Consider the following 24,635-nt stretch of genomic DNA (forward strand, 5'->3'; position numbering starts at 1 on the left):
CTTCGCTTCATTGATCAAGGTATAACAGCATGACTACCGTGAACAGCAATTCAAGCCTCACACCCCGCCAGCTTCTCCTCGATATGTACCGGGCCGCGGTCGACGCCGTCAGCGCCGCCAAATGCCTGCCCGAATATCTGGCCAAGATCCCGGCGCCGTCAGGCAAGGGGCGGACCTTGGTGATCGGCGCCGGCAAAGGCGCGGCAGCGATGGCCAAGGCAGTGGAAGAGCACTGGCAGGGCGATATCTCAGGGTTGGTGGTGACACGTTACGCCCACGGCGCAGACTGCAAACGGATCGAAGTGGTAGAAGCCTCGCATCCGGTGCCGGATGAAGCCGGGCGCAAGGCAGCGGCGCGCATGCTGGAACTGGTCCAGGGTTTGACTGCCGACGACCTGGTGCTGTGCCTGATTTCCGGCGGCGGCTCGGCTTTGCTGGCGTTGCCGGCCGACGGCATCACACTCGAACAGAAACAGGCAATCAACAAAGCCCTGCTGAAAAGCGGCGCCAATATTTTTGAAATGAACTGCGTGCGCAAGCACCTGTCCGCCATCAAGGGCGGCCGGCTGGCGCTGGCTTGCGCCCCGGCGCGGGTAGTGACGCTGATGATTTCCGATATCCCGGGCGACGATCCCGGCATCATCGCCAGCGGCCCGACCTTACCCGATCCGACTACCTGCGCCGACGCTTTGGCAGTGCTGCGCAAATACGATATCGAAACGCCAGAGGCGATCCGCAAGCATCTCGAATCCGGCGCCGGCGAAACCGCCAAGCCCGGCGATCCGCGCCTGGAGCGCAATCAGCATTACGTGATCGCCACCGCGCAAGACGCCTTGGAAGCAGCAGCGGCGACGGTTGCCGCTGCCGGCTTGACGCCTTATATCCTGTCCGATGAAATGGAAGGCGAGGCACGCGATATCGGCTTGGCGCATGCTGCGCTGGCAAGGCAGATTGCGCGGCGCGGCCAGCCGTTCAGTAAGCCGTGCGTCGTCATTTCCGGTGGCGAAACCACGGTCACCGTGCGCGGCAACGGTCGCGGCGGCCGCAATGCCGAATTTTTGCTAAGCCTGGCGACGGCGCTGGACGGTTTTCCCGATATTTACGCGATTGCCTGCGACACCGACGGCATCGACGGTTCCGAAGACAACGCCGGCGCCATCTACCAGCCGGACTCGATGCGCAAGGCCGCGGAGCTGGGGCTGCGGCCACGCGCCATGCTCGACAATAACGACGGCTACGGCTTTTTCAGTGCGCTGGGCGACCTCGTCGTCAGCGGGCCGACGCGCACCAATGTCAACGATTTCCGCGCCATCCTGATTCTCTGATACAGCAGCACTCCGCAGCACTCTCTTTCCATAATAAAAAGACCGCGTCGGCCGCACATCCAGGCCGGCGCGGTGAGCGCCTTATCGCCTTGCAACTAGCCGATCATCCAAAGAAAGCACATCATGCGCCGTCAACGTAAAGCAAAAATCGTCGCCACGCTCGGTCCCGCCAGCGCGGAGCAGAACACCATCCTGGCGTTGTTTGAAGCCGGCGCCGACGTTTTCCGTTTCAACTTCAGCCACGGCAGCCACGCCGATCACCAGCAACGCTATGACATCGTGCGCGCAGTGGAAAAAGCCGTCGGCCGCCCGATTGCGATCCTGGCTGACTTGCAGGGGCCTAAGCTGCGGATCGGCACTTTCGCCGACGGCAAGATAATGTTGCAAGCCGGCCAGGAATTCACGCTTGACCGCGATGCCACGCCGGGCAATAACCAGCGCGTCTGCCTGCCGCATGCGGAATTGTTCGAAGTGATCGCCGGCGGCCAGTCTTTGCTGCTGGATGACGGCAAGGTAAGGCTGGAAGTATTGGCGTGCGATGGTCAATCCATCCGCACCCGCGTGGTCAACAGCGGTTCGTTGTCGGACCGTAAAGGCGTCAATGTGCCGGATGCGGTATTGCCGATTCCAGCCTTGACTGAAAAGGACAAGCGCGATTTGAAATTCGCCCTGGAGCTGGGCGTCGACTGGATTGCGCTGTCTTTTGTGCAGCGGCCGGAGGATGTGCTGGAAGCGCGCGCCTTGATCGGCGATCGCGCCAGCATCTTGTCGAAACTGGAAAAGCCGGCGGCGCTGGAACAGCTGGATGCGATTGTCCAGGTGTCCGACGCCATCATGGTGGCGCGTGGCGATCTCGGCGTGGAGTTGCCGCCGGAACGCGTGCCTGGCGTGCAAAAGCGTATCCTGCGCATCTGCCGCCAGCACGGCAAGCCGATCGTGATTGCGACCCAGATGCTGGAATCGATGATCACCTCGCCGGTGCCGACCCGGGCTGAAGCCTCCGACGTCGCCAGCGCCATCTACGACGGCGCCGATGCTGTGATGCTGTCGGCCGAATCGGCCAGCGGCGCGTATCCGGTTCCGGCAGTGGCGATGATGGAGCGCATCATCACCGAAGTCGAGCGCGACCCCTTGTACCAGAACCTGCTGGACGCGCAACACGAGTCGCCATTGCCGACGCGTGGCGACGCCATCTGCTCAGCCCTGCGCGATGTCACTCGCATCGTCGGCGCCAAGGCCACCGTGACCTATACCAGTTCCGGCCACACCAGTTTGCGCGCAGCGCGCGAGCGGCCGATGGCGCCGATTCTCAGCATCACGCCCAAGCTGGCGACGGCGCGCCGGCTGGCGCTGGTGTGGGGCGTGCATTCGACCATCAGCGATCAGGTGCACAACGAAAGCGAGATGGTGGCCGCGGCCTGCCAGACTGCTTTCAAGGAAGGTTTTGCCAAGGTCGGCGACCAGATCGCCATCACCGCCGGCGTGCCGTTCGGCCAGCCGGGCAGCACCAATTTGCTGCGCCTGGCTGAAATCTGGCCGCAGTAACGCAATCCGCGTTTGCGGACAAGGCCTGATCGGCTCCCGATAAACCGTTCCGCAAAAGAAAAATGGCCGCTTGCTTGCTGCAGGCGGCCATTTTTTGTGTTGCCGGGAATGCGTGTCAGCGCGCAGCTTCAGCCAGCGACAGCGCCAGCTTATTGTGACGCTCAAGCACGTTGCCGAGATCGACCGTGGTGAATTGGCCGTTGCGCACCACGATGCGGCCGTTGATGACGCTGTAGGTAACATCCGACGGCGTGCAGAATACCAGCGCCGCCACCGGATCGTGCCAACCGCCGGCGAACTTGACCTGGTTCAGGTCGAACAGCACCAGATCGGCCGACATGCCTGGCTTCAAGGCGCCGATGTCGTCGCGATTGAGTACCTTGGCGCCGCCCAGCGTTGCCAGTTCCAGCGCCTGTCGCGCGGTCATGGCGTCCGGTCCGAAGCCGACCCGTTGCAGCAACATTGCTTGCCTGACTTCGCCCAGCATGTGGGCGCCGTCGTTGGATGCCGAACCGTCGACGCCGATACCCACCGCGACCCCGGCGTCGACCATTTTCCGGATCGGTGCGATGCCGGAGGCCAGCCGCATGTTGGAGCAAGGGCAGTGGGCGATGCCGGTGCCGGTACGCGCGAACATGGTGATGCCTTCATCGTCGAGCTGGACGCAGTGAGCGTGCCAGACGTCGTGGCCGACCCAGCCGCAATCTTCCGCGTACTCGGCCGGCGTCATGTTGAATTTCTCGCGGCTGTAGGCGATGTCGTTGATATTTTCCGCCAGATGCGTATGCAGCGAGACGCCGTGATGACGCGCCAGGCTGGCCGACTCGCGCATCAGGTCGCGCGATACCGAAAACGGCGAGCAGGGCGCGACCACGATGCGTTGCATCGCATGGCGGCCGCTGTCGTGATAGGTTTCGATCAGGCGTTGCGTATCTTGCAGGATCGCCTTTTCATCTTCCACCACGCGATCCGGCGGCAAACCGCCTTTCGACTGGCCGACGCTCATGGAGCCGCGCGCCGCGTGGAAACGCATGCCGATCTGCTGCGCCGCTTCGATACTGTCGTCGAGCTTGCAGCCGTTCGGATAAATGTACAAATGGTCGCTGCTGGTGGTGCAGCCGGACATGATCAGTTCCGCCATCGCGGTCAAGGTCGAGACTTGGATCATCTCCGGCGTCAGGTTGGCCCAGATCGGATACAGATTGGTCAGCCAGTTGAACAGCTCGCCGTTTTGCGCTGCCGGAATCACACGCGTCAGGCTTTGATACATATGGTGATGGGTGTTCACCAGGCCTGGAATCACCACATGATTGCTGGCGTCGATCACCTCGTCGGCAGTTTGCGGCAGATCGGCGCTATTGCCGACCTGTTCGATTACATTGTCGCGGATGAAGACCGCACCGCCGGCAATTTCGCGGCGCGTGTCATCCATGGTGAGCACGACACGCGCATTTTTTATTAATAAAGTTTTAGACATTGCGTTAAATCCAAAGACGCTGGTTCAAGGCTTTGGTGTAAAGCGGCGTAGGAAATCCAGCAAGATTTGCGCCGATACTTCGGCATCGTCCGCAGTCATTGTTTCCAATGGGTTGTGGCTGATACCGCCGTTGCCGCAACGCGTAAACAGCATCGCGACAGCAGTTATTTTGGCGATGGTCATGGCGTCATGGCCAGCGCCGGAAGCGAGTCTGAACGGCTTTACGCCGGCCCGTTCGGTGGCGGCGGATAGTTGCTCCATCAGCCACGAGGCACACGGCGCGGCTGGCGCCGATACCATTTTCTCGACATTGGCTTCGACGCAACGGCGGTCGCACACCGCCTCGATATGGCGCAGCACATCGGCTACCGCGGCGTCGCGAATAGTGTCGTCGGCGGCGCGGATATCCAGCGAGAATACGCAGGCTCCGGGGATCACATTGGTTGAACCGTTCGGCACTTGCAGCTGGCCGACGGTGCCGACCAGCGATGCATGCTGGTCCTGGGCGCAGCGTTGTTCCACATACAGCAAGATTTCAGCGGCGGCGGTGGCGGCGTCCTTGCGCATCGACATCGGCGTGGTGCCGGAGTGGCTGGCAACGCCTTTTAGCTGCACCATATAGCGGCAGCTGCCGGCAATCGAGGTGACGATGCCGACCGGCAGATCGTGCTGCAGCAGCACCGGGCCTTGCTCGATGTGCACTTCGACGTAGCCCAGCAAATCCGCCGGATTGCGGGCGATGGCAGGAATCGTCGCCGGATCGTGTCCGGCTTGCAGCAAGGCGTCGCGCATGCTGACGCCGTCGCGGTCGAGATTGTTCAACAACTCCAGGTTGAACTGGCCGATGATCGCATTGCTGCCGAGGAAAGTGCTCTTGAAACGTACCCCTTCTTCCTCGGAAAAGCCGACGATTTCGAAATGGAAGGGCAGTTTTTCGCCACGCTCATGCAAGTGCTTGACGATGGCGATCGGCAGCAGGATGCCTTCGCGGCCATCGTATTTGCCGCCGTTGCGCACGGTGTCGTAATGGGAGCCGGTCATCAATGTCTTGGCCGCCGGATTGTCGGACAGGTAGCGGCCGACCACGTTGCCGACCGCATCGATCTCGGCCTGCATGCCGGCTTCGCGCATCCAGCCGGCGATCTGTGCCGCGGTGCGCCGATGCGCATCGGTCATGTAGGCACAGGTGAGGCCGCCGTCGTCATCGCTCCAGGCGCCGATCTGTTCGGCCCATTGCATGATGGTTTTACCCAGATGCGGCGTATAGCCGAGCAGGTCGTTAGTCCGCATTTCTGCGATGCGGCCGATCTGGCGCAGGGCTTCTCCCAGTTCGTCGTCGAACTGGTTCTTCAGGCGTCGGCTGAAAGTGGCGATGATGGCCTGGCGCGACAGGCCCTGGCCATCGGCGCCCTTGACCGCAAGAATGAAGGGGAAGCCGAATTTCCGGTTGTAATCGGCGTTCAGCTTTTGCAGCGTGGCGAATTCTTCAGGGCTGCAATTGTTGAGACCGGCCTTGGCTTGTTCGCCGGTCGATTCGACAGTCAACTCGCCGGAAATGGCTGCCTTGCCGGCCAACTCCGGGTGGGCGCGGATCAGACCGAGTTGCTCGTCCCTGGTCGCAGAGCTGACGACCGCCTGCATGGCCAGTTTCAGCGCCGTGATGTTGGCAAACGGCCGTTGCGCGGCGGCTCGTTCCGGGATCCATGGCGAATGCTCGTAAATGCCATGCAGCGTTGCAACGAAGGCGGTTACATCGCCGTTATTCAGTTGTTCTAGTGTTGTCATTTGTATCGTCGGCGGGTCCGACCCGCTTCATCCTCAGTTAAATCGCTTCTATTTCCAAATACGGGTTGGACCCAGGTTCTTTAATTTACTTCAAAAACAGTTTTAGTGATCAGAGCTTTGTGCAGCCGCCAAGGCATGCGAACGGCTGTCTTCGCTGGAACCTTTGCCGTTGAAAAACAGATTCAACAGGACCGCCATGCTGGACGCCAGCAAAATGCCGCTGTGCAGGATGGTCGACAGAAAAACCGGCATCTTGTCGAAAAAACTCGGCGCCACGATAGGAATCATGCCGGCGCCGAAGCTGACGGCGACGATGAACAGATTATGGCGGTTGTGCTGGAAATCGACATTCGACAAGATCTTGATGCCGGTTGCCGCCACCATGCCGAACATGACGATGCCGGCGCCGCCCAGCACGAATTGCGGAATCGAGGCCGCCACGTGCGCCATTTTGGGGAACAGGCCGAATAGCATCAGGATGACGCCGGCGGCAGCGCAGACGTAACGGCTGCGCACGCCGGTGACGCCGACCAGGCCGACGTTCTGCGAGAACGAGGTGTAGGGGAAGGTATTGAAGACGCCGCCGATCACGCTACCCAGGCCGTCGACGCGCAAACCGCGCGCCAGGGTCTTGTCATCGACTTTTTTGCCGACGATTTCACCCAGGGCAATGAACATCCCGGTCGATTCGATCATGGTCACGATCATCACCAGGCACATGCTGATAATCGAGCCCAGGTCGAATTTCGGCCAGCCGTAGTGGAACGGGCGGATAAAGGAAAACCATTCGGCATCGCCCAGGCCGTAGAAACTGATTTTTCCCATCGCCATGGCAATCACGAAACCAATGATCATGCCGCTCAGCACCGAGATATTGGCGATAAAACCTTTGACGTATTTGGTGATCAGCAGAATCGACACCAGCACCACCAGCGCGATGCCGAGGCTGGTCGGCGAACCGTAGTCCGGATTAGGAATTTTTTTGAAGACACCGTCGACCAGGGTGCCGATCACCGGTTGGCCGCCGGCCGCCCAGTTGATGCCGACCCCCATCAGTGAAATACCGATGACGCTGATCACCGTGCCGGTCACGACCGGCGGGAAGAAACGCATCAGGCGGCTCATGTAAGGGGCTGCAAAGACACAGAAGATACCGGCCACAATCACTGCGCCGTAGATATGGACGATAGTGAGTTGCGGGTTGCCGGCCATCGCCACCATCGGACCGACGGCGGCAAAGGTAACGCCCATCATTACCGGCATCTTGATGCCGAATTTCCAGATGCCCAGGCTTTGGATCAAGGTCACCAGGCCGCAGCAAAACAAGTCGGCGCTGATCAGAAATGCAATGTCGCTTTTTGCCAGGTTGAGGGCGCCGCCGATGATCAGCGGCACAGCTATTGCGCCGGCATACATCACCAGCACGTGCTGCATGCCGAGTGCAGTGAGTTTGCCTACAGGGAGTTTTTCATCTACCGGATCTGTGCTGCTGGTGTTCATCGTGTGTCTCCTAGGTACTAGTTATGATTTTAGTGCTTGCAGCGACATCAACCCGGCGTTTCTTCGGTGTTTCTTAATTCCTGCCCAGCCGGAATGATGCGCAACAGCCTCACAAATCACCTGCAATACGGACAGGGCTTGTGCTGTCCGATACTACTTTGCCCGGCGCTTCACGATATATATGCTGACTGATAGTTGATTTATGTATTTGGATATATGACAGGCGGCGCTTAATTTAAAGTAATAACGTTGTTTTTATGATTATTTTGCAAGCATCGATTTTGCTGCTATGCCGATCTGCTCGCGCAGCCATTTGTGCTCGGTGGCCTGATGCACGCGTTCATGCCATAGCTGGTAAAAGCGCATGGGCGGGAACTTGATCGGCAAGGTGAAACTTTTCAGCGCCAGGGTCTTTTCGTAAAAACGGGCGAACTGGCGGCCGGTGGTCAGCACCAGGTCGGTTTGCGCCACCATATAGGGCAGCATGCCGAAGTAGGCGGATTCAACCACCACGTTGCGGTTCAGGTTCTGGCTGTCGAGAAAGGAATCGATGATGCCGTGATAGCCGGGCAGAACCTGCCATGGCGCCACGTGCGGCAGCGACAGATAATCTTCCACCGTCATCTGGTCCGGCCCGGTACGTTTGGCGTAGGCGCTGTCGGCCCGCATCAGGCAGACGATAGGATCGTCGAACAGTTTCGACAAATGCAGATGCGGCGGCGGCTCGTCCCAGTTGGCGATGACCAAGTCCAGATCGCCGTCGGACAGCAGCCGGACATAGTCGGTTTCCGGTCCCAGCGCATGGATCACGATGCGGCTCTTCGGCGATTCGCGGCGCAAGCGCGCCACCACTTCCAGGAAGAACGGCGTATTCATGTAATCTGGTGCAGCGATATGAAAGGTGCGTGCTTCGGCTTGGGGCACGAAGGCGGTTTTTTGTACAAACAGCCGTTCGGTTTCTTCCAGGATCCGCTTGGCCGGTTTCAACAGGCTTTCGCCGTGCTGGGTCGGCACCATGCCACGTGCGCCGCGCACCAGCAGGGGGTCGCCGGTCAGTTCGCGCAGCTTGCGCAGCGAGGCCGAGATCGACGGTTGCGGCTGGTTGAGTTTGAGGGCTACGCGCGATACGTTCTTTTCGCATAGCAACAGATACAGGATACGTATCAGATGGATATCCAGGTGGTCCGGCAGCTTGGCCATATTGTCTCCGACTATTATTTATAGGTATGATGAAGTTCATTTTGTTATATGGATATGGGTATGTCAAATATATCTGGATATCCATGTTTTAGAACCTCAATACGTATATCTTGCGTGAATCTGGAGGCGTTTGTGTACTTGAGCGCAGGAAGAGGAAAATGAAGGATGGGCAGGCAAGTATCTTGCTTTATCCGATCATGTTGGTCGTAGCGGAGCTGATATAAAACAAGGTTTAAAAACAGGGTTTATAAAAAGTTCGCGGCCGTATTCGGGGAATCATTTCGATTTTTATTTGGAGCGAGAACAAGGCGAAGCAACGCTGTTATCGTTTCAAATAAGAATCGAAAAACCCCTATCGTTTGCAGAGCCCGCGGTGGCAAACGAGTGACAATCGTTGGGGAAGACATGGATGCATTATTAGTTTCGTATGGGGTCGAATGGCTCAATTTGCTGGTCCGCTGGTTGCATCTGATCACGGGCATTGCCTGGATCGGCGCATCCTTCTATTTCGTCTGGCTGGATAATTCGATCCGGCCGCCGAAGCCGGGTTCAGATCTGGCTAAGCGCGGCGTTTCCGGAGAACTGTGGGCGGTGCATGGCGGCGGCTTCTACAATCCGCAAAAATATCTGGTGGCTCCGGCTGAACTGCCGGAAGAACTGCATTGGTTCAAATGGGAAGCTTACGCCACCTGGCTGACGGGTTTTGCGATGTTGTTCATCGTTTATTATTTCAACGCTTCGGCGATGATGATCAACAAGGATGTAGCCGATCTGAATACCTGGCAAGCGATCGGCGTCGGCCTCGGCACGCTGGTGGTGGGCTGGACCGTCTACGACGTGCTGTGCCGTTCGCCGCTGGGAAAACGCGAAGGCTTGCTCGGCATCGTCATGTATCTGTTCATCGTTGCTGCAGCCTATGTGCTGACGCATCTGCTGAGCGGCCGCGCTGCCTATATCCATGTCGGCGCCATGATCGGCACCATGATGGTGGGTAATGTGCTGATGGTGATCATCCCGGGGCAACGCAAGCTGGTGGAAGCGATGCGCGTCGGTAAATCGCCGGATCCTATCTACGGCAAGAAGGCCAAGCAGCGCAGCGTGCATAACAACTACTTCACCTTGCCGGTGCTGTTCATCATGATCAGCAACCACTACGGCATGACGTATAACCATCCGTACAGCTGGCTGGTCCTGGCCGCGATTATTGCCGCCGGCGCGTTGATCCGCCACTTCTTCAATCTGCGTCACGCCGGCCGTGTTTCGCTCGGCTATCCGATTGCCGGCGTTGCCTTGCTAATGGCAGTGGCGATTGCGATTGCGCCGCGTCCAATCCAGCCGGTTGCGCCAGTTACGCCAGTTGCCAAGGCTGACTCAGCAGCAGGTACGACAGCTGCTGCTACAGCAGCCGCGCCGGCTGCGGATATTGCGCATATCCAGGAAATCATCAGCCAGCGTTGCGCCAGCTGCCACTCGGCGCAGCCGACCCAGCCGGGATTTGCCACGGCGCCGGCCGGCATGATACTGCAGACATCCGACCAGATCCGTCAGCACGCCGACAAGATCTATCAGCAGGCGGTGCAACTGAAGGCGATGCCGCTGGCGAACATGACCCACATCACTGATGAAGAGCGGGCTCTGATCGGCACTTGGTACGCTGCTGGCGCCAAGTAAGTCCGGCGCAGCAGATCTCTCTCATCATCCTCAAAGCCGGAAGCTGATTGAGCCGTGTTGCCACGCTCAATCGGTTTCTGCGCTTGCCATCAATTAAGAAATATTTGGAGTTCTCATGTCCCAAACCATCACCGTCGACGGTTTCAACCTGACCGCGCAGCAAGTAGTCGACGTCGCCCGCGCCCCGCATCTGCCGGTGGCCCTGGCCGATTCTTCACGCGCCGCCTTGAAGGAAAGCCGCGACTATATCGAGTCCACCTGGATGCACGACGAAGCGCCGATGATGTACAGCTTCAACACCGGCGTCGGCCTGTTGAAAGACACTCGCATCAAGGTCGAGCACATCGAGCTGTTCCAGACCCAGCTGATCAAGGCCCATTGCGCCGGCATCGGCGAACCGTTCTCGGAAGAAGTCAGCCGCGCCACCATGCTGTTGCGCGCCAACGCCTTCGCCAGCAATTATTCGGCGCCGCGGGTGGAAGTGGTGGATCGTCTGCTGGCCTTCCTGAATGCCGGCATCCATCCGATCATGCCGCAAAAGGGGTCGGTCGGTGCTTCCGGCGACTTGGCGCCGCTGTCTTATCTGGCCGCTGCGATTGCCGGTTTCGACGAAGCCGAAGTGATGTATCAGGGCCAGCGCATGAGCGCGCCGCAAGCGATTGCCAAGGCGGGTGTCGGCCCGGTCAAGTTCGATCTGAAGGCCAAGGATGCCTCGGCGCTGATCAACGGCTGTACCGCTTCGCTGGCGGTAGCGGTGCTGGTGGCGCATGATGCGCGCAATCTGCTGAGCGATGCTTGTCTGTCGCTGGGCCTGACGCTGGAGGCGATGCGCGCCGAAATGGCGGCTTTCGATCATCGCATCCAGCAAGCGCGTCCGCATGCCGGCCAGATCAAGACGGCCGCCATCATCCGTAAGCTGCTGTCGGGCTCGACCCGCACCACGCATGCAGCGCGCGCCGTGCAATTTCCGGAAGAAACCCGCCGCACCGATATTCCCTACACCGCCCGCATCCAGGATGTGTACTCGCTGCGCTGCTCGCCGCAAGTCTACGGCCCGGTGTTCGATGCGCTCGACTATATCGACAACATCGTCGACAAGGAAATCAACTCGGCCACCGACAATCCGCTGATTTTCGACAAGGAAGGCGGCGGCTTTGAAATCATTTCCGGCGGTAATTTCCACGGCCAGTACCTGGCGCAAGCGATGGATCTGCTGGCGATGGCGATCACCGATCTGGGCAGCATCTGCGAACGCCGCGTGGCGCGTCTGATCGATCCGACCTTGTCCTGGGGCTTGCCGCGCAACCTGATGAGCGGCGTGCGCGGCGTCAATACCGGCTATCCGGTGGTGCAATGCTCGCTGAGTTCGCTGGTGATGGAAAACCGCACCCTGTGCATGCCGGGCAGCGTCGACAGCATTCCGGCCAAGGGCAACAGCGAAGACCACGTCTCGAATTCGACCTGGTGTGCGCGCAAGGCGGCGACGGTGGTGGCGAATACGCAATACATCATCGGCGTGGAGATGCTGCTGGCGGCGCAGGCCTTGACCATGACTGAAGATCTGCTGCCGGGTTTTGTGTTGGGCCAGGGTACGCAGGCGGCGTATCAGGAAATCCGCCGTCAGATTCCGGCTTGCCTGGAAGGCGATCGCTGGTTCCACAACGATATCGCGGTGGCGCAATCGTTTGTGGTCAGCGGTTCGGTGCGTGATGCGGTGATCAATAAGATCGGTGAATTTGCCTGATTCAAGCATCCGGAAGTAAAAAAGGAGCCACAAATTGCGGCTCCTTTTTTTATGCGGCAGCGCTTTACAAACTCAGTCTGACCACAGCTTGCCGGCGGTAGCCCAGTCTTCGCGTTTGACTTCCTGAATGATGATATCCACCGATTCCGGTCCGCATTCCAATGTCTTGCAGGTGACTTCGGTGATGGCTTTGACGAAAGCGCGCTTTTGCTCGACGCTGCGGCCTTCAAACAGTTGTACGTTAAAAGTCGGCATGAAAGTCCTTTCGGGGGGGATCAGTGCTGGTAGCCGGGATCGATGGCATCCAGTTTGCGCAGCAGGGCAGGCCATTCCAGCACACCCTCCGGACTGCCGTCGCCCAGTAGCTGGTCGCGGGTTTTACGGCAGATTGCCTGCGACGGCAAAGTCAGCCGGCCGCCGCCGGAGTTGAGCTTGAGTTGTATCTCGCAAGCTTTGTCCAGGGTATCCATCAACACGTAGGCTTCGGCGACGGTGCGGCCGCAGATCAGGCTGCCATGATTACGCAACAGCATGGCGGGCAGTTGCCCGAGTTTTTCGACCATGCGGTTTTGCTCGTTGACGCTGAGAGCCAACCCCTCATAGTCATGGTAGGCAATCTGTTCATAGAAACGCAGCGCGTGCTGCGAAATCGGCAGCAAGCCGTCAGCTTGAATGCCGATCGCCACGGCATGGGTATTGTGCAAGTGCATGACGCACACCGCGTCCGCTCTTGCCGCATGGATCGCGCCATGGATGGCAAAACCGCTGACGTTCACTTGATAAGGAGAATCGCCGACGATACGTCCCTGGCCATCGATCTTGACCAGGTTGGATGCGCAGACTTCATCGAAACGATAGCCAAACGGGTTCAGTAGAAAATGCCCTGGCTCATCGGGTACCGAGGCGGAGATGTGGGTGTATATCAGGTCATCCCAGTGCTTCAAGGCACACAAGCGATAGCAGGCCGCCAGATCCTGGCGGACCTGCCATTCGGCCTGGCTGATTGCGGCCGGGCGGCCGCTAGAGGATAAGCTCATGATGTCTGCGTCAAAGCTGCGGTTGCAAATATCGGATGATACAGGAGCGTGTCGGCGGTGCGCTCCTGTATTGCAGCGTTTGTTTCGCAGTATTTGCTGCTGCTTAGCCTAGAAGTGGTATTCGGCGCGGATCATCGGCGTCTTGGCCAGGGAACCTGGGACATTATGCGGATTGCCGAACTTGTTTCTCCAGTATTGATATTCCAGGCCGACTTTGAAAGTGTTTTTACCCATGCCCAGCTGCGTGCCGAGGTCGTACATGACCTGTCCGTCGAAATTGACTTCCGGCGAAGTGGGGCCGCCGAATTCATTTTTGCCCTTGGCGCCGATCCAGTTCACATAACCCTCGAATGAAAAAGCGGAAGAGGCGATCGGGATGCCCCATGCCATGTTCAGCATCGGATGCGTATCGTAGCGATAGCGGCTGCTGACGCCTATCGGCTCATTGCTTTCAAATAGTGCAAACAGACTGATGTTGAGGAAGCCCGGTACGTCCATCATCAGCGTCGGGCCTACTACCAGCATGCGTTTTTTCGATGCGTAGCTTTTGTCGTTCTTTGTGTTCCAGTCGAAACCGCCAGTGAAGCCGAAGCCTCGGATGGGGCCGTATTTAAAATCCTTTCCCGCGATCTTGCCGATGTCGAGCGTGTGGCGATAGACGACATACGCTTCTTGCGCATCATCGTCCTTGTGATCGGACATCAGCAGGTCGACGTTCAGGTAGTTGCTGCCGTACTTGTAACCGCTGGCATGGGTGAAATTGATGATGTTTTTGGTGAGGTCCTGATTGTTGTACGGCTCGGCGAACTTGGTGCCATAGCGGTAGCCGATGGAATTGTCGCTCCAGTCGGCAGCCTTTGCCGGTTGCATGGCAGTCAGCGCAGACAGCGCAAGCAGGCTGCCAGACATGCCTGCGACTATTGCCTTTTTACGAATGTGGTTTGCGGTTGCGGCCGCGGATGATTTGCGGGAAGTCTGGCGGGTTTGCTGCATGGTGTCGTCTCCGTTTTATGCGTAATTCCATCTTTTTTATATGATGGATGGTGAATCCGTGGAACCGCCACGGCGGTAAAAAAAACGTTTTATGCCGGGAATGGATGCGTGGCGCGCCAGTGATCGGCGATATCGATGCGGCGGGTTATCCACACTTGGCCGTGGCTCTGCACATAATCCAGGAAGCGGGCCAGTGCGGCAGCCCGTCCGGGACGGCCGACCAGGCGGCAATGCAAGCCGATCGACAACATTTTCGGTTGGTTCAGGCCATGCGGATCGCCTTCGCGATACAGCACATCGAAAGCGTCTTTCAGGTAATCGAAGAATTGGGTGCCTGAATTGAAGCCTTGCATGGCGGCGAAGCGCATGTCGTTGGTATCCAGCGTGTAAGGCACGATCAGCTGTGGCTTGACCAGTGTCTCGCCATTGCTGCCGCTGACTTTGACCTGTTCCCAGAACGGCAGGTCATCGCCGTAATGGTCGGCGTCGTAGCTGAAGCCGCCATGCTCCAGCACCAGCCTGCGCGTATTCGGCGAATCGCGGCCGGTATACCAGCCGAGCGGGGCGCTGCCGGTCAGTTGTTTGATGATGGCGACGGCTTCGGCGATATGCGCCCGTTCGGTGGCTTCGTCGATATTCTGGTAGCTGATCCAGCGCAAGCCGTGGCAGGCGATTTCGTGTCCAAGTTCTTGAAAAGCAGCGGTCGCTTCCGGGTTGCGTTGTAGCGCTCGCGCAACGCCGAACACGGTCAGAGGCAGGCGGCGCTCTTCAAACATGCGCAGCAAACGCCAGACGCCGGCACGCGAACCGTATTCGTACAATGACTCCATGCTCATGTGCCGCGCAGGAAAGCTCTGGGCGCCGATGATCTCGGACAAGAAGGTTTCCGAGCCGGCGTCGCCGTCCAGCACGCAGTTTTCGCTGCCTTCTTCATAATTGAGGACGAACTGCAGGGCAATCCGGGCCCGGTTCGGCCATTGCGGGTGCGGCGGAGTGCGGCCGTAGCCGGTCAGGTCGCGTGGATAGTTGGGATCGGTATTGATTGTCATTGCTTGGCCTGGAGAGTTGGTTTGGTTTTTTGGATTATGTGCGCTGCAGCCATGATTAATATATGCCGGATAGTATATTGAGCTAGACCCTGCGGTATATCATTTGATCGATACTGGTTTTCAACTAATCGATATAGGGAAATGTCATGGGAAAGTTAAGTACGCATGTTCTGGATATCACCCAGGGTAAGCCGGGTGTTGATGTCAAAATTGCACTGTACGCAATCAGCGCCACTGGCCGCAAGCTGTTAAAGAACGCAACGACCAATCAGGATGGCCGGGTTGACGTGCCTTTGCTGCAGGGCGAAGAAATGCAGGTTGGACAATATGAGCTGGTGTTTTCGGCCGGCGACTATTTCGCTGCGCAAGGAATTGATCTGCCAAGTCCGCGTTTTGTTGATCGCGTCACGCTGGCTTTCGGCATTGCCCATGCCGATCAAAACTATCACGTGCCGCTGGTGGTGTCGCCCTGGTCCTACTCGACCTATCGCGGCAGTTAAGCAACTTTCTTGCCAGTGGGCGGCATGCGCGGTTCCGGCAGCCGGCTGGCGTCGACGATAGCGGATCGGCAAACTCTCTCCTTTGCCGGCTATCGTCAAATAACCACATCCGCAAGATCGATACGCCTTCCCATCCTGTTTGTGCTAAACTATATCTCAACATTTTTTGATCGGTAGCAGGATCGGCTCCAGTAGTTGTAGCGCCGGTCAGATTAAAATTGAAGAACAAGCGGCACAGCGTCACCCGTCTTATTCAAGCCTTATTGTCCCCGCCCTCATTAATCCTCCTCTAACGGGCGCTGGACAGCAGTATCAACAGCTTTCTCTTTGACCAGGCCCAGCCTGCCGTTGAACATAAGCTCTGCGAAATTTTTAATAAAATTTAAATAAACTACGTCGTACATGAATATTATTGAGGCCAAGAAAGTCCTCGAAACTGCATTGCTCTGTGCTCACGAGCCGTTGTCGCTTAACGACTTGAAAAAGCTGTATGCGGTGGGTGGTGAAGACGACGGCGAAATCAATGCAGATACGATCAAGTCTATGCTGGAGGAGTTGCGTAGCGACTGGGCCGACAAGGGTATTGAGGTAGTTGCCCTGTCGACCGGATGGCGCTTCCAAAGCCGTCCCGAGATGAAGATTTATCTGGAACGCCTGAATCCGGAAAAACCGCCGAAATACTCGCGTGCAACGATGGAAACGTTGGCAATTATTGCTTACCGTCAACCGGTGACCCGTGGCGACATCGAGGAAATTCGTGGCGTAACAGTCAATTCGCAAACCGTAAAAATGCTTGAAGAGCGCGGCTGGATCGAGGCCATCGGGCATCGCGACGTGCCAGGACGCCCGGCATTGTTTGCCACCACCAAGCAGTTTCTGGATGATCTCGGCCTGACATCGCTGGATCAACTGCCGCCGCTGCAGCAAGTTGCTAGAAACGACATGCAGGAAGGCAATTTGCTTGAATTGCAGGCATTGGAAGCGGATCTGGAGGCAAGTATCGAAGCCAGGGCGGTATTGGAAGCTGCCGCGGTGCAGGAAGCGCACGCAGTGATCGTCGAGCAGCAATCGGAGCCGCTTGGTCAAAACGAGCAAGATCACGTTGAGCCGGATCACATTGAGCGGGATCACGTCGCCGTCGATGTGGAACAGATAGCAGAAGCAGAGCCAGTTGCAGAAGATGCACTTGATCATGCATCAGAAATTACGAAGGAAAATGCGATGGAAGCGAATGAGGAAGTAGTTGCTCATTCGCAAGTAGAGCCAGTTGCATCGAATGAAACCCACACCAACGACCACGCGTCCGAATCGGATGATGAAGCTACGCCAGGTCGGCATAACCAACACCTGAATAATGAACCCACCTAGTTCCAATGATGCACCGGTCGTCGACCTGACCGCCACAACTGAACCGAAGCCAGCTAAAAAGCCTAGAGCGCGCAAGGTTGCGACGGTCGCGGCTGATGCGCCTGCCGTGGCAGATACTCATGCAACGGAAGCTGCTGCTGAACCAGTCAAACCTGTCCGTCGCGCGCCGCGCAAGAAAGTAGTTGCTGCGGCCGATGAAAATGCTACTGCTGCGGAAGTCGTCAATGTCGCCGCAGAAGCGGTGGCGCCGGCCAAGCCCAAGGCTGGGCCAAGAAAGAAGATTCAGGCAGCGGTTGAGCCGATTGTTCCTGCTGTCGTCGAGTTTGTTGCAGACGTGGCGCCGGCAGCGGCGGCCCCAGTTGTGAATATTGCGAACCAGGATAATGTGAATCAAGAAGCGCCGGCCAGAGAGCGGCCGGCCAAACGCGGCGTACGCGGTCCGCGTGCATTACGCAGCAATCGCGCCGCGCAACGCGCGCAAGAGTCGTCGGCTGCGGCCGGCTCCGCTGCTGAAGCGAGTAACGCCATGGTTGCAGCAGCAGGTCTGCCAGCCGCGGCGCAAGATGCTGAGAATCAGGCTGGCGCCATTGCCGCAGGCGAACAGCGCCAGCCGCGCGGCGATCGTAATAATGGCAACAATAGTAACAATCGCAACGGCGAGCGCAATTCGCGCGATCGCCAGCAAAAAGGCAAGAAGCCGCAAACGCAGAATGGCAAGCCGGCGCAGCGCGGCGGCAAACCGGGTTCGCGTGCCGGTGACGCCGATGAAGTGTTCTCGTTCGTCACCTCCGAATCGTTCGACGCCCTGGTCACGGCGGAAGATGCCGGCGGTCGGCAGGCGCAAAAAAATGTGCGGCGCGATCTCACTGCTGAAGACGATGCACCAAAATTGCACAAGGTGTTGGCGGATGTCGGCCTCGGTTCGCGCCGCGATATGGAAGAGCTGATTATCGCCGGCCGGGTTTCGGTCAACGGCGAGCCGGCCCACATCGGCCAGCGTATCTTGCCAACCGATCAAGTTCGCATTAACGGCAAGCTGCTGCAACGTAAAGTCAGCAAGCGTCCGCCACGCGTATTGGTTTATCACAAGCCTGCCGGCGAAATCGTCAGCCACAATGACCCGGACGGTCGGCCATCGGTGTTTGACCGTTTGCCGAATATGAAGGCGGCCAAATGGCTGGCGGTCGGGCGTCTCGATTTCAACACCGAAGGCTTGTTGTTGTTTACCACCTCCGGCGACCTGGCTAACCGCCTGATGCATCCGCGCTACGGCATCGACCGCGAGTACGCAGTGCGTACCTTGGGCGAGCTGGAGCAGGGCATGCGCCAGAAATTGCTGGCCGGCGTCGAGCTGGAAGACGGCGTTGCGCAATTCTCTAAAATTGCCGACGGCGGCGGCGAAGGTATCAATAAGTGGTATCGCGTTACCATCGGCGAAGGCCGTAATCGTGAAGTGCGCCGTATGTTCGAAGCCATCGGCCTGACCGTATCGCGCCTGATTCGTACCCGTTACGGCGCCATGACGCTGCCGCGCGGTTTGAAGCGCGGTCGTTGGGAAGAGCTGGATGAAAATGCCGTGCGCGACATGATGGCGGCGCATGGCCTGGAAAAACCTGTTGGCCAGAACGCCGGCGGCGGTAAAGGGCAGGGGCGTCCTGAATTCAACAAGGATCGCCAGCCGAACGGCAACCGCGCCACCAGTTTCCCGCAGGGGCCAGGCGTTTATCGTGATCCTGGATTCGGCCAGTCGCGCGGCAATCAAGGGCGTGGCGGCCAAGGCCGGCCGCAAGGCGGAGGCAATGCTCCGGCGCGTAGCCGCCAACCCGATCCTTTGCAAACGGCGCTGGGTTTTCCTGATGCTGGACAGCAACGGCGAAATGGCGGCGGCAACGGCTTCGCCCGTCCGGCACGGCCCAACAAGTCGGCGGCTGGTGGTCAACATGGCGGCCAGCACGGCGGGCAGGGAATGCCGCGCCGTCGTCCGCGCGGCTAAATAGATGTTAACCATGGCGCCGTAGGGTGCTATGGATCGCGGCATGGCAGCAACCGCCGCGAATAGATGTGGATGTATAGCCTGGAGAGTGTTGCAATATTGATCAATTCGCGGTCGCGGGACAGTGAATTGTCAGGAAATGCAAATTTCCTGCATTGCGATACATAGCCTAATCGTTTATAATTTACAAGTTAACAGAAGTCATTAATCGGATTTAACTTCGACGGATTTAATTTCGAGAATTAAATTGAACAAAATAAATTCAATTTAATTCGCAGCCGATCTCGTGGAAACTGCTTGAAATGACAAACGATAAGAAGATGGGCAGATGCCCATTTTTTTTTTGCTTTTCGTTTTCAACCGGTTTTAAATTGCGAGATGCGTGGGACGTGCAGATATTTATTGGGGAGTTGCTTTGCAGTTGCTGGAGCTAATTGAAACAACCGTGGTTGGCATGGGCTACGAGCTGGTCGAATTCGAAAAGGCCGCGCGTGGTTTGTTGCGCGTATACATCGACTTCACGCCTGAAAATGCCGAGCAAGGCCAGATCACGGTAGAAGATTGCGAAAAAGTGACGCATCAACTGCTGCATGTGCTGACGGTGGAAAATGTCGTGTACGAACGTCTGGAAGTGTCGTCGCCGGGCCTGGACCGGCCGTTGAAGAAACTGGCTGACTATGTGCGTTTTGCCGGCAAGGAGGCAATTGTCAAATTGCGTATCCCGATGCCTGGCGCCGCGCATCGCAAGACATTTCAAGGCGTGCTGGGCGAACCGGACGGCGATAATCTGAAAATTGAATTTGAAACAAACGATGGGTCGGCAGTGTTGGATTTTACGCTCGCTGATGTAGACAAGGCACACTTGGTGCCGCAAGTGGATTTTAGGAGTCGCAAAGCATGAGTCGCGAAATTTTATTGTTGGTCGATGCGCTCGCGCATGAAAAAAACGTCGATCGAGATGTGGTGTTCGGTGCGCTCGAACACGCACTTGCACAGGCAACCAAGAAACGCTACGAAGGTGACGTCGATATCCGCGTCACGATCGATCGTGAAACCGGCGAGTTCGAATCCTTCCGCCGCTGGCACGTCGTGCCGGATGAAGCCGGCCTGCAATTGCCGGACCAGGAAATCCTGTTGTTCGAAGCCAAGGAACAGATTGACGACGTCGAAGTCGACGACCACATTGAAGAGCCGATCGAATCGGTAGAATTCGGCCGCCGCTTTGCGCAGGACACCAAACAAGTCGTGCTGCAACGCATCCGCGATGCTGAACGCGAACAGATCCTGGCGGACTTCCTGGAACGCGGCGATTCGCTGGTTACCGGCACCATCAAACGGATGGAACGCGGTGATGCGATCGTTGAGTCAGGCAAGATCGAAGCCCGTTTGCCGCGCGACCAGACGATCCCGAAGGAAAACCTGCGTATCGGCGACCGCGTCCGCGCCTTCATCCTGCGTATCGATCGCAATGCACGCGGCCCGCAAGTGATTCTGTCGCGTACCGCGCCGGAATTCATCATGAAGCTGTTCGAGCTGGAAGTGCCGGAAATCGAGCAAGGCTCGCTGGAAATCAAGTCGGCAGCGCGCGATCCTGGCGTGCGCGCCAAGATTGCTGTATTCACTGCCGACAAGCGCATCGATCCTATCGGCACTTGCGTCGGCATGCGTGGTTCACGCGTGCAAGCCGTGACCGGCGAGCTGGGCGGCGAACGTGTCGATATCGTGTTGTGGTCGGAAGATCCGGCGCAATTCGTCATCGGCGCACTGGCTCCTGCCAACGTTTCTTCGATCATGGTTGACGAAGAAAAACACGCAATGGACGTCGTGGTAGATGAGGAAAATCTGGCTATCGCAATTGGTCGCGGCGGTCAGAATGTGCGCCTGGCGGCGGAACTGACCGGCTGGCAGATCAACATCATGACAGCGGAAGAGTCGGCGGATAAATCGGCGGTGGAAACTGCTGCGATCCGTGCCCTGTTCATGGAAAAACTGGATGTCGACCAGGAAGTCGCCGACATTCTGGTCGAAGAAGGTTTTGCCAGCCTGGAAGAAATCGCCTACGTGCCGATTACCGAAATGCTGGAAATCGATTCGTTTGACGAAGATACCGTCAACGAACTGCGTAACCGGGCTCGTGACGCACTGGTGACAGAAGCGATTGCCTCGGAAGAAGGACTGGAAGGCATGGAAGATGCCCTGGTCAATTTCGACGGCATGGACCGGGTTACCGCCGGCAAGCTGGGTTTGGCGGGAGTCAAGACATTGACTGCATTTGCCGGACTGGCTTATGACGAATTTGGTGCGATCCTGGCTTTGCCAGCCGACCGTGCCCGTCATTTGATTGAAGAAGAGTTTAAAGATGTGACCGACGATGAGATGAAACTCATCGATGCCAAGTACGATGATCATGCCAAAGCCCTGCAGGCCAAGGCATGGAATATAGCGGAAGCCAAGTGATCCAGTGATCCGAGAGGTTCCGATATCGTCTGCCGCGCCACATAGAAAAAGAGGACTGAATGGCGAGTAACAATGTAGCCCAATTTGCCACCGAGCTGAAAATGCCAGCGGATCTGCTGCTGACACAACTGCAATCGGCTGGCGTCCAGAAAAATTCGACTGACGACGCCTTGTCGAAAGAAGACAAGGATCGCCTGCTGGAACACCTGCGCCGTTCGCACGGCGCGGTTCCTGATAGCGAAAAGAAGAAAATCACGCTGACTCGCAAGGAAACCACCGAGATCAAGCAGGCTGACGCCACCGGCAAGTCGCGCACGATCCAGGTTGAGGTGCGCAAGAAGCGTACTTTCGTCAAGCGTGACGAGCCTGTTGCCGAAACACCGGCAGCAGCGGTTGCGCCTGCCGCACCGGTCATCGACGAAGCCGAACAGGCACGCCGGATTGAAGAAGCACGTCGTCAAGCCGAATTGATCGCTCGCCAGGAAGCCGAATTGATCGAGAAGCAAGAGCGCCTGGCCAAGCTGGAAGCTGAGAAAGAAGCGCAAGCCAAGGCTGCGCAAAAAGCTGAGAGCGACGCTAAGAAAGCTGAAAGCGAAGCTAAAAAAGCCGCTGCTGAAGCGACGGCGCGGGTTACTACTGATTCGGCTGCTGATTCTGCCGTCAAGAAGCAGGAAGATCCTGCCGCTGAAGAAAAGAAGCGCCTGGCGAATGAAGAAGCCAAGCAAAAAATTGCGCAAGCCGCCAAGGAAGCCGCTGAAAAATCTGCGGCTACCGAACGTGCACGCAAGGCCGTGCAAGATGAAGTTGCGCAGATCAAGGCGATGATGAATGCGCCGCGCAGGGTTATCAAGGCGCCTGAACCGGTAGCACCTGCAGCAGCAGCGCCGGCCAAGACGGCCGAAGGCACTTTGCACAAGCCAGCGGATAAAAAACCGGGCGAGAAGAAAGACGACAAAAAAGTGGTGGTCGACAAGAAGTCGATCAAGTCCGCCAACGTCTCTTCCACCTGGCAAGACGATGCGGCCAAGAAGCGCGGCCTCGGCATCAAGACCCGTGGCAATACCGGCGGCGGCCGCGATGGCTGGCGTGGCGGTCCGAAGGGCCGTCGCAGTTCGCACAATGACGATCACGAAAGTAATTTCCAGGTGCCGACAGAAGCGGTGGTCAAGGACGTTTATGTTCCGGAAACCATTACTGTCGCCGAGCTGGCGCACAAGATGTCGGTCAAGGCTTCCGAAGTCATCAAGCATTTGATGAAACTGGGCCAGATGGTCACCATCAACCAGGTGCTGGATCAGGAAACTTCGATGATTCTGGTCGAAGAAATGGGCCATACCGCACATGCTGCCAAACTCGACGATCCGGAAGCGTTGCTGGTCGACGGCGAAGCGCATACCGATGCTGAATTGCTGCCGCGTGCACCGGTGGTCACGGTCATGGGCCACGTTGACCATGGCAAGACCTCGTTGCTGGATTACATCCGCCGCGCCAAAGTGGCTTCCGGCGAAGCCGGCGGCATTACCCAGCACATCGGTGCATATCACGTGGAAACCCCGCGCGGCATGATCACCTTCCTCGACACCCCGGGCCATGAAGCGTTTACCGCGATGCGTGCCCGTGGCGCCAAGGCGACCGATATCGTGATTCTGGTGGTCGCTGCCGACGACGGCGTGATGCCGCAAACCAAGGAAGCGATTGCCCATGCGAAAGCAGCCGGCGTACCGCTGGTGGTGGCGATCAACAAGATCGACAAACCGGGCAGCAACCTGGATCGCGTCAAGCAGGAACTGATCGCTGAACAAGTCGTGCCGGAAGAGTATGGCGGTGAATCGCCATTCGTACCGGTATCGGCCAAGACTGGCGAAGGCATCGATAACTTGCTGGAACAGGTTCTGTTGCAAGCCGAAGTGCTGGAACTGACCGCAGCGGTTGCATCGCCGGCCCGTGGCCTGGTGGTGGAAGCCAAGCTCGACAAGGGCCGTGGTCCGGTGGCAACGATTCTGGTGCAATCCGGCACCTTGAAGCGCGGCGACGTGGTGTTGGCCGGTTCGGCTTATGGCCGTGTGCGTGCAATGCTGGATGAAAACGGCAAGGCGATTACCGAAGCCGGTCCATCGATTCCGGTCGAAATCCAGGGCCTGACGGAAGTGCCGGTTGCCGGTGAAGAAGTCATGGTCATGGCCGACGAGCGCAAGGCGCGTGAAATCGGTCAGTTCCGTCAAGGTAAATACCGTGACGTCAAGCTGGCCAAGCAGCAAGCCGCGAAGCTGGAAAACATGTTCGACCAGATGGCCGAAGGCGAGGTCAAGAACCTGCCGATGATCATCAAGACCGATGTCCAGGGTTCGCAAGAAGCGCTGGTTCAATCGCTGCAGAAGCTGTCGACCAGCGAAGTCCGGGTACAAGTGGTGCACGCCGGCGTCGGCGGCATCAGCGAGAACGACGTCAACCTGGCGGTAGCCTCGAAAGCGGTCATTATCGGCTTCAACACCCGCGCCGATGCATCGGCGCGCAAGCTGGCGGAAGCCCACGGCGTCGATATCCGTTACTACAACATCATTTATGATGCGGTGGATGAGGTCAAGGCGGCGATGTCCGGCATGTTGTCACCAGAGAAGCGCGAACAGGCCCTGGGCCTGGTCGAGATTCGCCAGGTGCTGCTGGTCAGCAAAGTCGGCGCGATTGCCGGTTGCTACGTGCTCGAAGGCTTGGTCAAGCGTGGCGCTTCGGTCCGCCTGCTGCGCGACAACGTGGTCTTGTGGACTGGCGAGCTGGATTCGCTGAAACGCTTCAAGGATGACGTCAAGGAAGTCAGATCCGGTTTCGAATGCGGTCTGACCCTGAAGAACTTCAACGATATCAAAGAAGGCGATCACCTCGAAATCTTTGAAGTCGAAGAAGTCGCACGGACTCTGTAATCGCTCAAGTGCATGAACTTTGGTTTGTGCCGAGTTGGTCGATAAAGCAGGAAAATCGGGCCTAACAGCCCGA

General features: G+C 57.8%; 18 protein-coding genes. 10 read left to right on the forward strand and 8 right to left on the reverse strand.

The window, feature by feature from the left end; all coding sequences use genetic code 11:
- Positions 1 to 29 precede the first annotated feature (29 nt).
- Together KHU33_RS03665 and pyk are read left to right on the forward strand one after the other, a co-directional pair.
- Positions 30 to 1,325 (forward strand): glycerate kinase type-2 family protein, encoded by a 1,296-nt coding sequence (locus tag KHU33_RS03665; protein ID WP_211461155.1) that lies wholly within the window; start codon positions 30 to 32, stop codon positions 1,323 to 1,325.
- Between the two features lie 123 nt (positions 1,326 to 1,448).
- The gene (gene pyk / locus KHU33_RS03670) at positions 1,449 to 2,870 is read left to right on the forward strand and encodes a pyruvate kinase (protein WP_211461156.1); all 1,422 of its coding nucleotides are present in this window, start codon (positions 1,449 to 1,451) and stop codon (positions 2,868 to 2,870) included.
- A 115-nt stretch (positions 2,871 to 2,985) separates the two neighbouring features.
- Here the strand turns inward: pyk and KHU33_RS03675 are convergent, their stop codons facing one another.
- The 4 genes from KHU33_RS03675 to KHU33_RS03690 form a co-directional block, all read right to left on the reverse strand.
- Positions 2,986 to 4,347 carry an 8-oxoguanine deaminase gene (locus KHU33_RS03675; protein ID WP_211461157.1) on the reverse strand — a complete coding sequence of 454 codons (1,362 nt, stop codon included), beginning with the start codon at positions 4,345 to 4,347 and terminating at the stop codon, positions 2,986 to 2,988.
- A 24-nt stretch (positions 4,348 to 4,371) separates the two neighbouring features.
- Positions 4,372 to 6,132 carry an allantoate amidohydrolase gene (locus tag KHU33_RS03680; protein ID WP_211461158.1) on the reverse strand — a complete coding sequence of 587 codons (1,761 nt, stop codon included), beginning with the start codon at positions 6,130 to 6,132 and terminating at the stop codon, positions 4,372 to 4,374.
- A gap of 102 nt (positions 6,133 to 6,234) precedes the next feature.
- Positions 6,235 to 7,632 (reverse strand): nucleobase:cation symporter-2 family protein, encoded by a 1,398-nt coding sequence (locus KHU33_RS03685; RefSeq protein WP_211461159.1) that lies wholly within the window; start codon positions 7,630 to 7,632, stop codon positions 6,235 to 6,237.
- A 261-nt stretch (positions 7,633 to 7,893) separates the two neighbouring features.
- Positions 7,894 to 8,832: a LysR substrate-binding domain-containing protein gene (locus KHU33_RS03690; RefSeq protein WP_211461160.1), complete on the reverse strand. Its 939-nt coding sequence runs from the start codon at positions 8,830 to 8,832 to the stop codon at positions 7,894 to 7,896.
- Positions 8,833 to 9,237: 405 nt separating this feature from the next.
- Between KHU33_RS03690 and KHU33_RS03695 the strand changes: the two genes are divergently transcribed.
- Both KHU33_RS03695 and KHU33_RS03700 read left to right on the forward strand, forming a co-directional pair.
- Positions 9,238 to 10,503, forward strand: a complete 1,266-nt coding sequence (locus tag KHU33_RS03695; RefSeq protein ID WP_211461161.1) for a urate hydroxylase PuuD — start codon at positions 9,238 to 9,240, stop codon at positions 10,501 to 10,503.
- 115 nt (positions 10,504 to 10,618) lie between these two features.
- Positions 10,619 to 12,247, forward strand: coding sequence for an HAL/PAL/TAL family ammonia-lyase (locus KHU33_RS03700; protein ID WP_211461162.1), 1,629 nt, complete (start codon positions 10,619 to 10,621; stop codon positions 12,245 to 12,247).
- Positions 12,248 to 12,319: 72 nt separating this feature from the next.
- Here KHU33_RS03700 and KHU33_RS03705 read toward each other — a convergent pair whose 3' ends face one another.
- The 4 genes from KHU33_RS03705 to puuE all read right to left on the reverse strand — a co-directional run bounded on the left by KHU33_RS03705 (position 12,320) and on the right by puuE (position 15,326).
- Positions 12,320 to 12,502 carry a 4-oxalocrotonate tautomerase gene (locus KHU33_RS03705; RefSeq protein ID WP_211461163.1) on the reverse strand — a complete coding sequence of 61 codons (183 nt, stop codon included), beginning with the start codon at positions 12,500 to 12,502 and terminating at the stop codon, positions 12,320 to 12,322.
- A 20-nt stretch (positions 12,503 to 12,522) separates the two neighbouring features.
- Positions 12,523 to 13,284, reverse strand: coding sequence for a class II aldolase/adducin family protein (locus tag KHU33_RS03710; RefSeq protein ID WP_211461164.1), 762 nt, complete (start codon positions 13,282 to 13,284; stop codon positions 12,523 to 12,525).
- Positions 13,285 to 13,392: 108 nt separating this feature from the next.
- Positions 13,393 to 14,193, reverse strand: coding sequence for an outer envelope protein (locus KHU33_RS03715; protein ID WP_211461199.1), 801 nt, complete (start codon positions 14,191 to 14,193; stop codon positions 13,393 to 13,395).
- A 173-nt stretch (positions 14,194 to 14,366) separates the two neighbouring features.
- Positions 14,367 to 15,326, reverse strand: a complete 960-nt coding sequence (gene puuE, locus KHU33_RS03720; protein ID WP_211461165.1) for an allantoinase PuuE — start codon at positions 15,324 to 15,326, stop codon at positions 14,367 to 14,369.
- A 146-nt stretch (positions 15,327 to 15,472) separates the two neighbouring features.
- On the opposite strand from puuE, the gene uraH reads away from it, so the two are divergent.
- The 6 genes from uraH (at position 15,473) to infB (ending at position 24,562) form a co-directional block, all read left to right on the forward strand.
- A complete protein-coding gene (gene uraH, locus KHU33_RS03725) occupies positions 15,473 to 15,826 on the forward strand; it encodes a hydroxyisourate hydrolase (protein WP_211461166.1) in 354 nt (117 codons plus the stop codon).
- Positions 15,827 to 16,228: 402 nt separating this feature from the next.
- Entirely contained in the window at positions 16,229 to 17,194 is a 966-nt protein-coding gene (gene scpB / locus KHU33_RS03730; protein WP_211461167.1) for an SMC-Scp complex subunit ScpB, read from the forward strand.
- A complete protein-coding gene (rluB, locus tag KHU33_RS03735; protein WP_211461168.1) occupies positions 17,181 to 19,187 on the forward strand; it encodes a 23S rRNA pseudouridine(2605) synthase RluB in 2,007 nt (668 codons plus the stop codon). Before scpB ends, rluB begins: the two co-directional genes overlap by 14 nt.
- A gap of 415 nt (positions 19,188 to 19,602) precedes the next feature.
- A complete protein-coding gene (gene rimP, locus KHU33_RS03740; RefSeq protein ID WP_211461200.1) occupies positions 19,603 to 20,088 on the forward strand; it encodes a ribosome maturation factor RimP in 486 nt (161 codons plus the stop codon).
- Positions 20,085 to 21,644, forward strand: coding sequence for a transcription termination factor NusA (gene nusA / locus KHU33_RS03745; protein ID WP_211461169.1), 1,560 nt, complete (start codon positions 20,085 to 20,087; stop codon positions 21,642 to 21,644). Before rimP ends, nusA begins: the two co-directional genes overlap by 4 nt.
- A gap of 59 nt (positions 21,645 to 21,703) precedes the next feature.
- Entirely contained in the window at positions 21,704 to 24,562 is a 2,859-nt protein-coding gene (infB, locus tag KHU33_RS03750; RefSeq protein WP_211461170.1) for a translation initiation factor IF-2, read from the forward strand.
- Positions 24,563 to 24,635 lie beyond the last annotated feature (73 nt).

It is taken from the genome of Collimonas silvisoli (genome assembly GCF_018305005.1).
Classification (GTDB): Bacteria; Pseudomonadota; Gammaproteobacteria; order Burkholderiales; family Burkholderiaceae_D; genus Collimonas; species Collimonas silvisoli.

Excerpts from the sequence above, each read along its gene's own strand:
- KHU33_RS03665 (WP_211461155.1), top strand. The coding sequence starts at position 30 with ATGACTACCGTGAACAGCAATTCAAGCCTCACACCCCGCCAGCTTCTC.
- pyk (WP_211461156.1), top strand. The coding sequence starts at position 1,449 with ATGCGCCGTCAACGTAAAGCAAAAATCGTCGCCACGCTCGGTCCCGCC.
- KHU33_RS03675 (WP_211461157.1), bottom strand. The coding sequence starts at position 4,347 with ATGTCTAAAACTTTATTAATAAAAAATGCGCGTGTCGTGCTCACCATG.
- KHU33_RS03680 (WP_211461158.1), bottom strand. The coding sequence starts at position 6,132 with ATGACAACACTAGAACAACTGAATAACGGCGATGTAACCGCCTTCGTT.
- KHU33_RS03685 (WP_211461159.1), bottom strand. The coding sequence starts at position 7,632 with ATGAACACCAGCAGCACAGATCCGGTAGATGAAAAACTCCCTGTAGGC.
- KHU33_RS03690 (WP_211461160.1), bottom strand. The coding sequence starts at position 8,832 with ATGGCCAAGCTGCCGGACCACCTGGATATCCATCTGATACGTATCCTG.
- KHU33_RS03695 (WP_211461161.1), top strand. The coding sequence starts at position 9,238 with ATGGATGCATTATTAGTTTCGTATGGGGTCGAATGGCTCAATTTGCTG.
- KHU33_RS03700 (WP_211461162.1), top strand. The coding sequence starts at position 10,619 with ATGTCCCAAACCATCACCGTCGACGGTTTCAACCTGACCGCGCAGCAA.
- KHU33_RS03705 (WP_211461163.1), bottom strand. The coding sequence starts at position 12,502 with ATGCCGACTTTTAACGTACAACTGTTTGAAGGCCGCAGCGTCGAGCAA.
- KHU33_RS03710 (WP_211461164.1), bottom strand. The coding sequence starts at position 13,284 with ATGAGCTTATCCTCTAGCGGCCGCCCGGCCGCAATCAGCCAGGCCGAA.
- KHU33_RS03715 (WP_211461199.1), bottom strand. The coding sequence starts at position 14,193 with ATGTCTGGCAGCCTGCTTGCGCTGTCTGCGCTGACTGCCATGCAACCG.
- puuE (WP_211461165.1), bottom strand. The coding sequence starts at position 15,326 with ATGACAATCAATACCGATCCCAACTATCCACGCGACCTGACCGGCTAC.
- uraH (WP_211461166.1), top strand. The coding sequence starts at position 15,473 with ATGGGAAAGTTAAGTACGCATGTTCTGGATATCACCCAGGGTAAGCCG.
- scpB (WP_211461167.1), top strand. The coding sequence starts at position 16,229 with ATGAATATTATTGAGGCCAAGAAAGTCCTCGAAACTGCATTGCTCTGT.
- rluB (WP_211461168.1), top strand. The coding sequence starts at position 17,181 with ATGAACCCACCTAGTTCCAATGATGCACCGGTCGTCGACCTGACCGCC.
- nusA (WP_211461169.1), top strand. The coding sequence starts at position 20,085 with ATGAGTCGCGAAATTTTATTGTTGGTCGATGCGCTCGCGCATGAAAAA.
- infB (WP_211461170.1), top strand. The coding sequence starts at position 21,704 with ATGGCGAGTAACAATGTAGCCCAATTTGCCACCGAGCTGAAAATGCCA.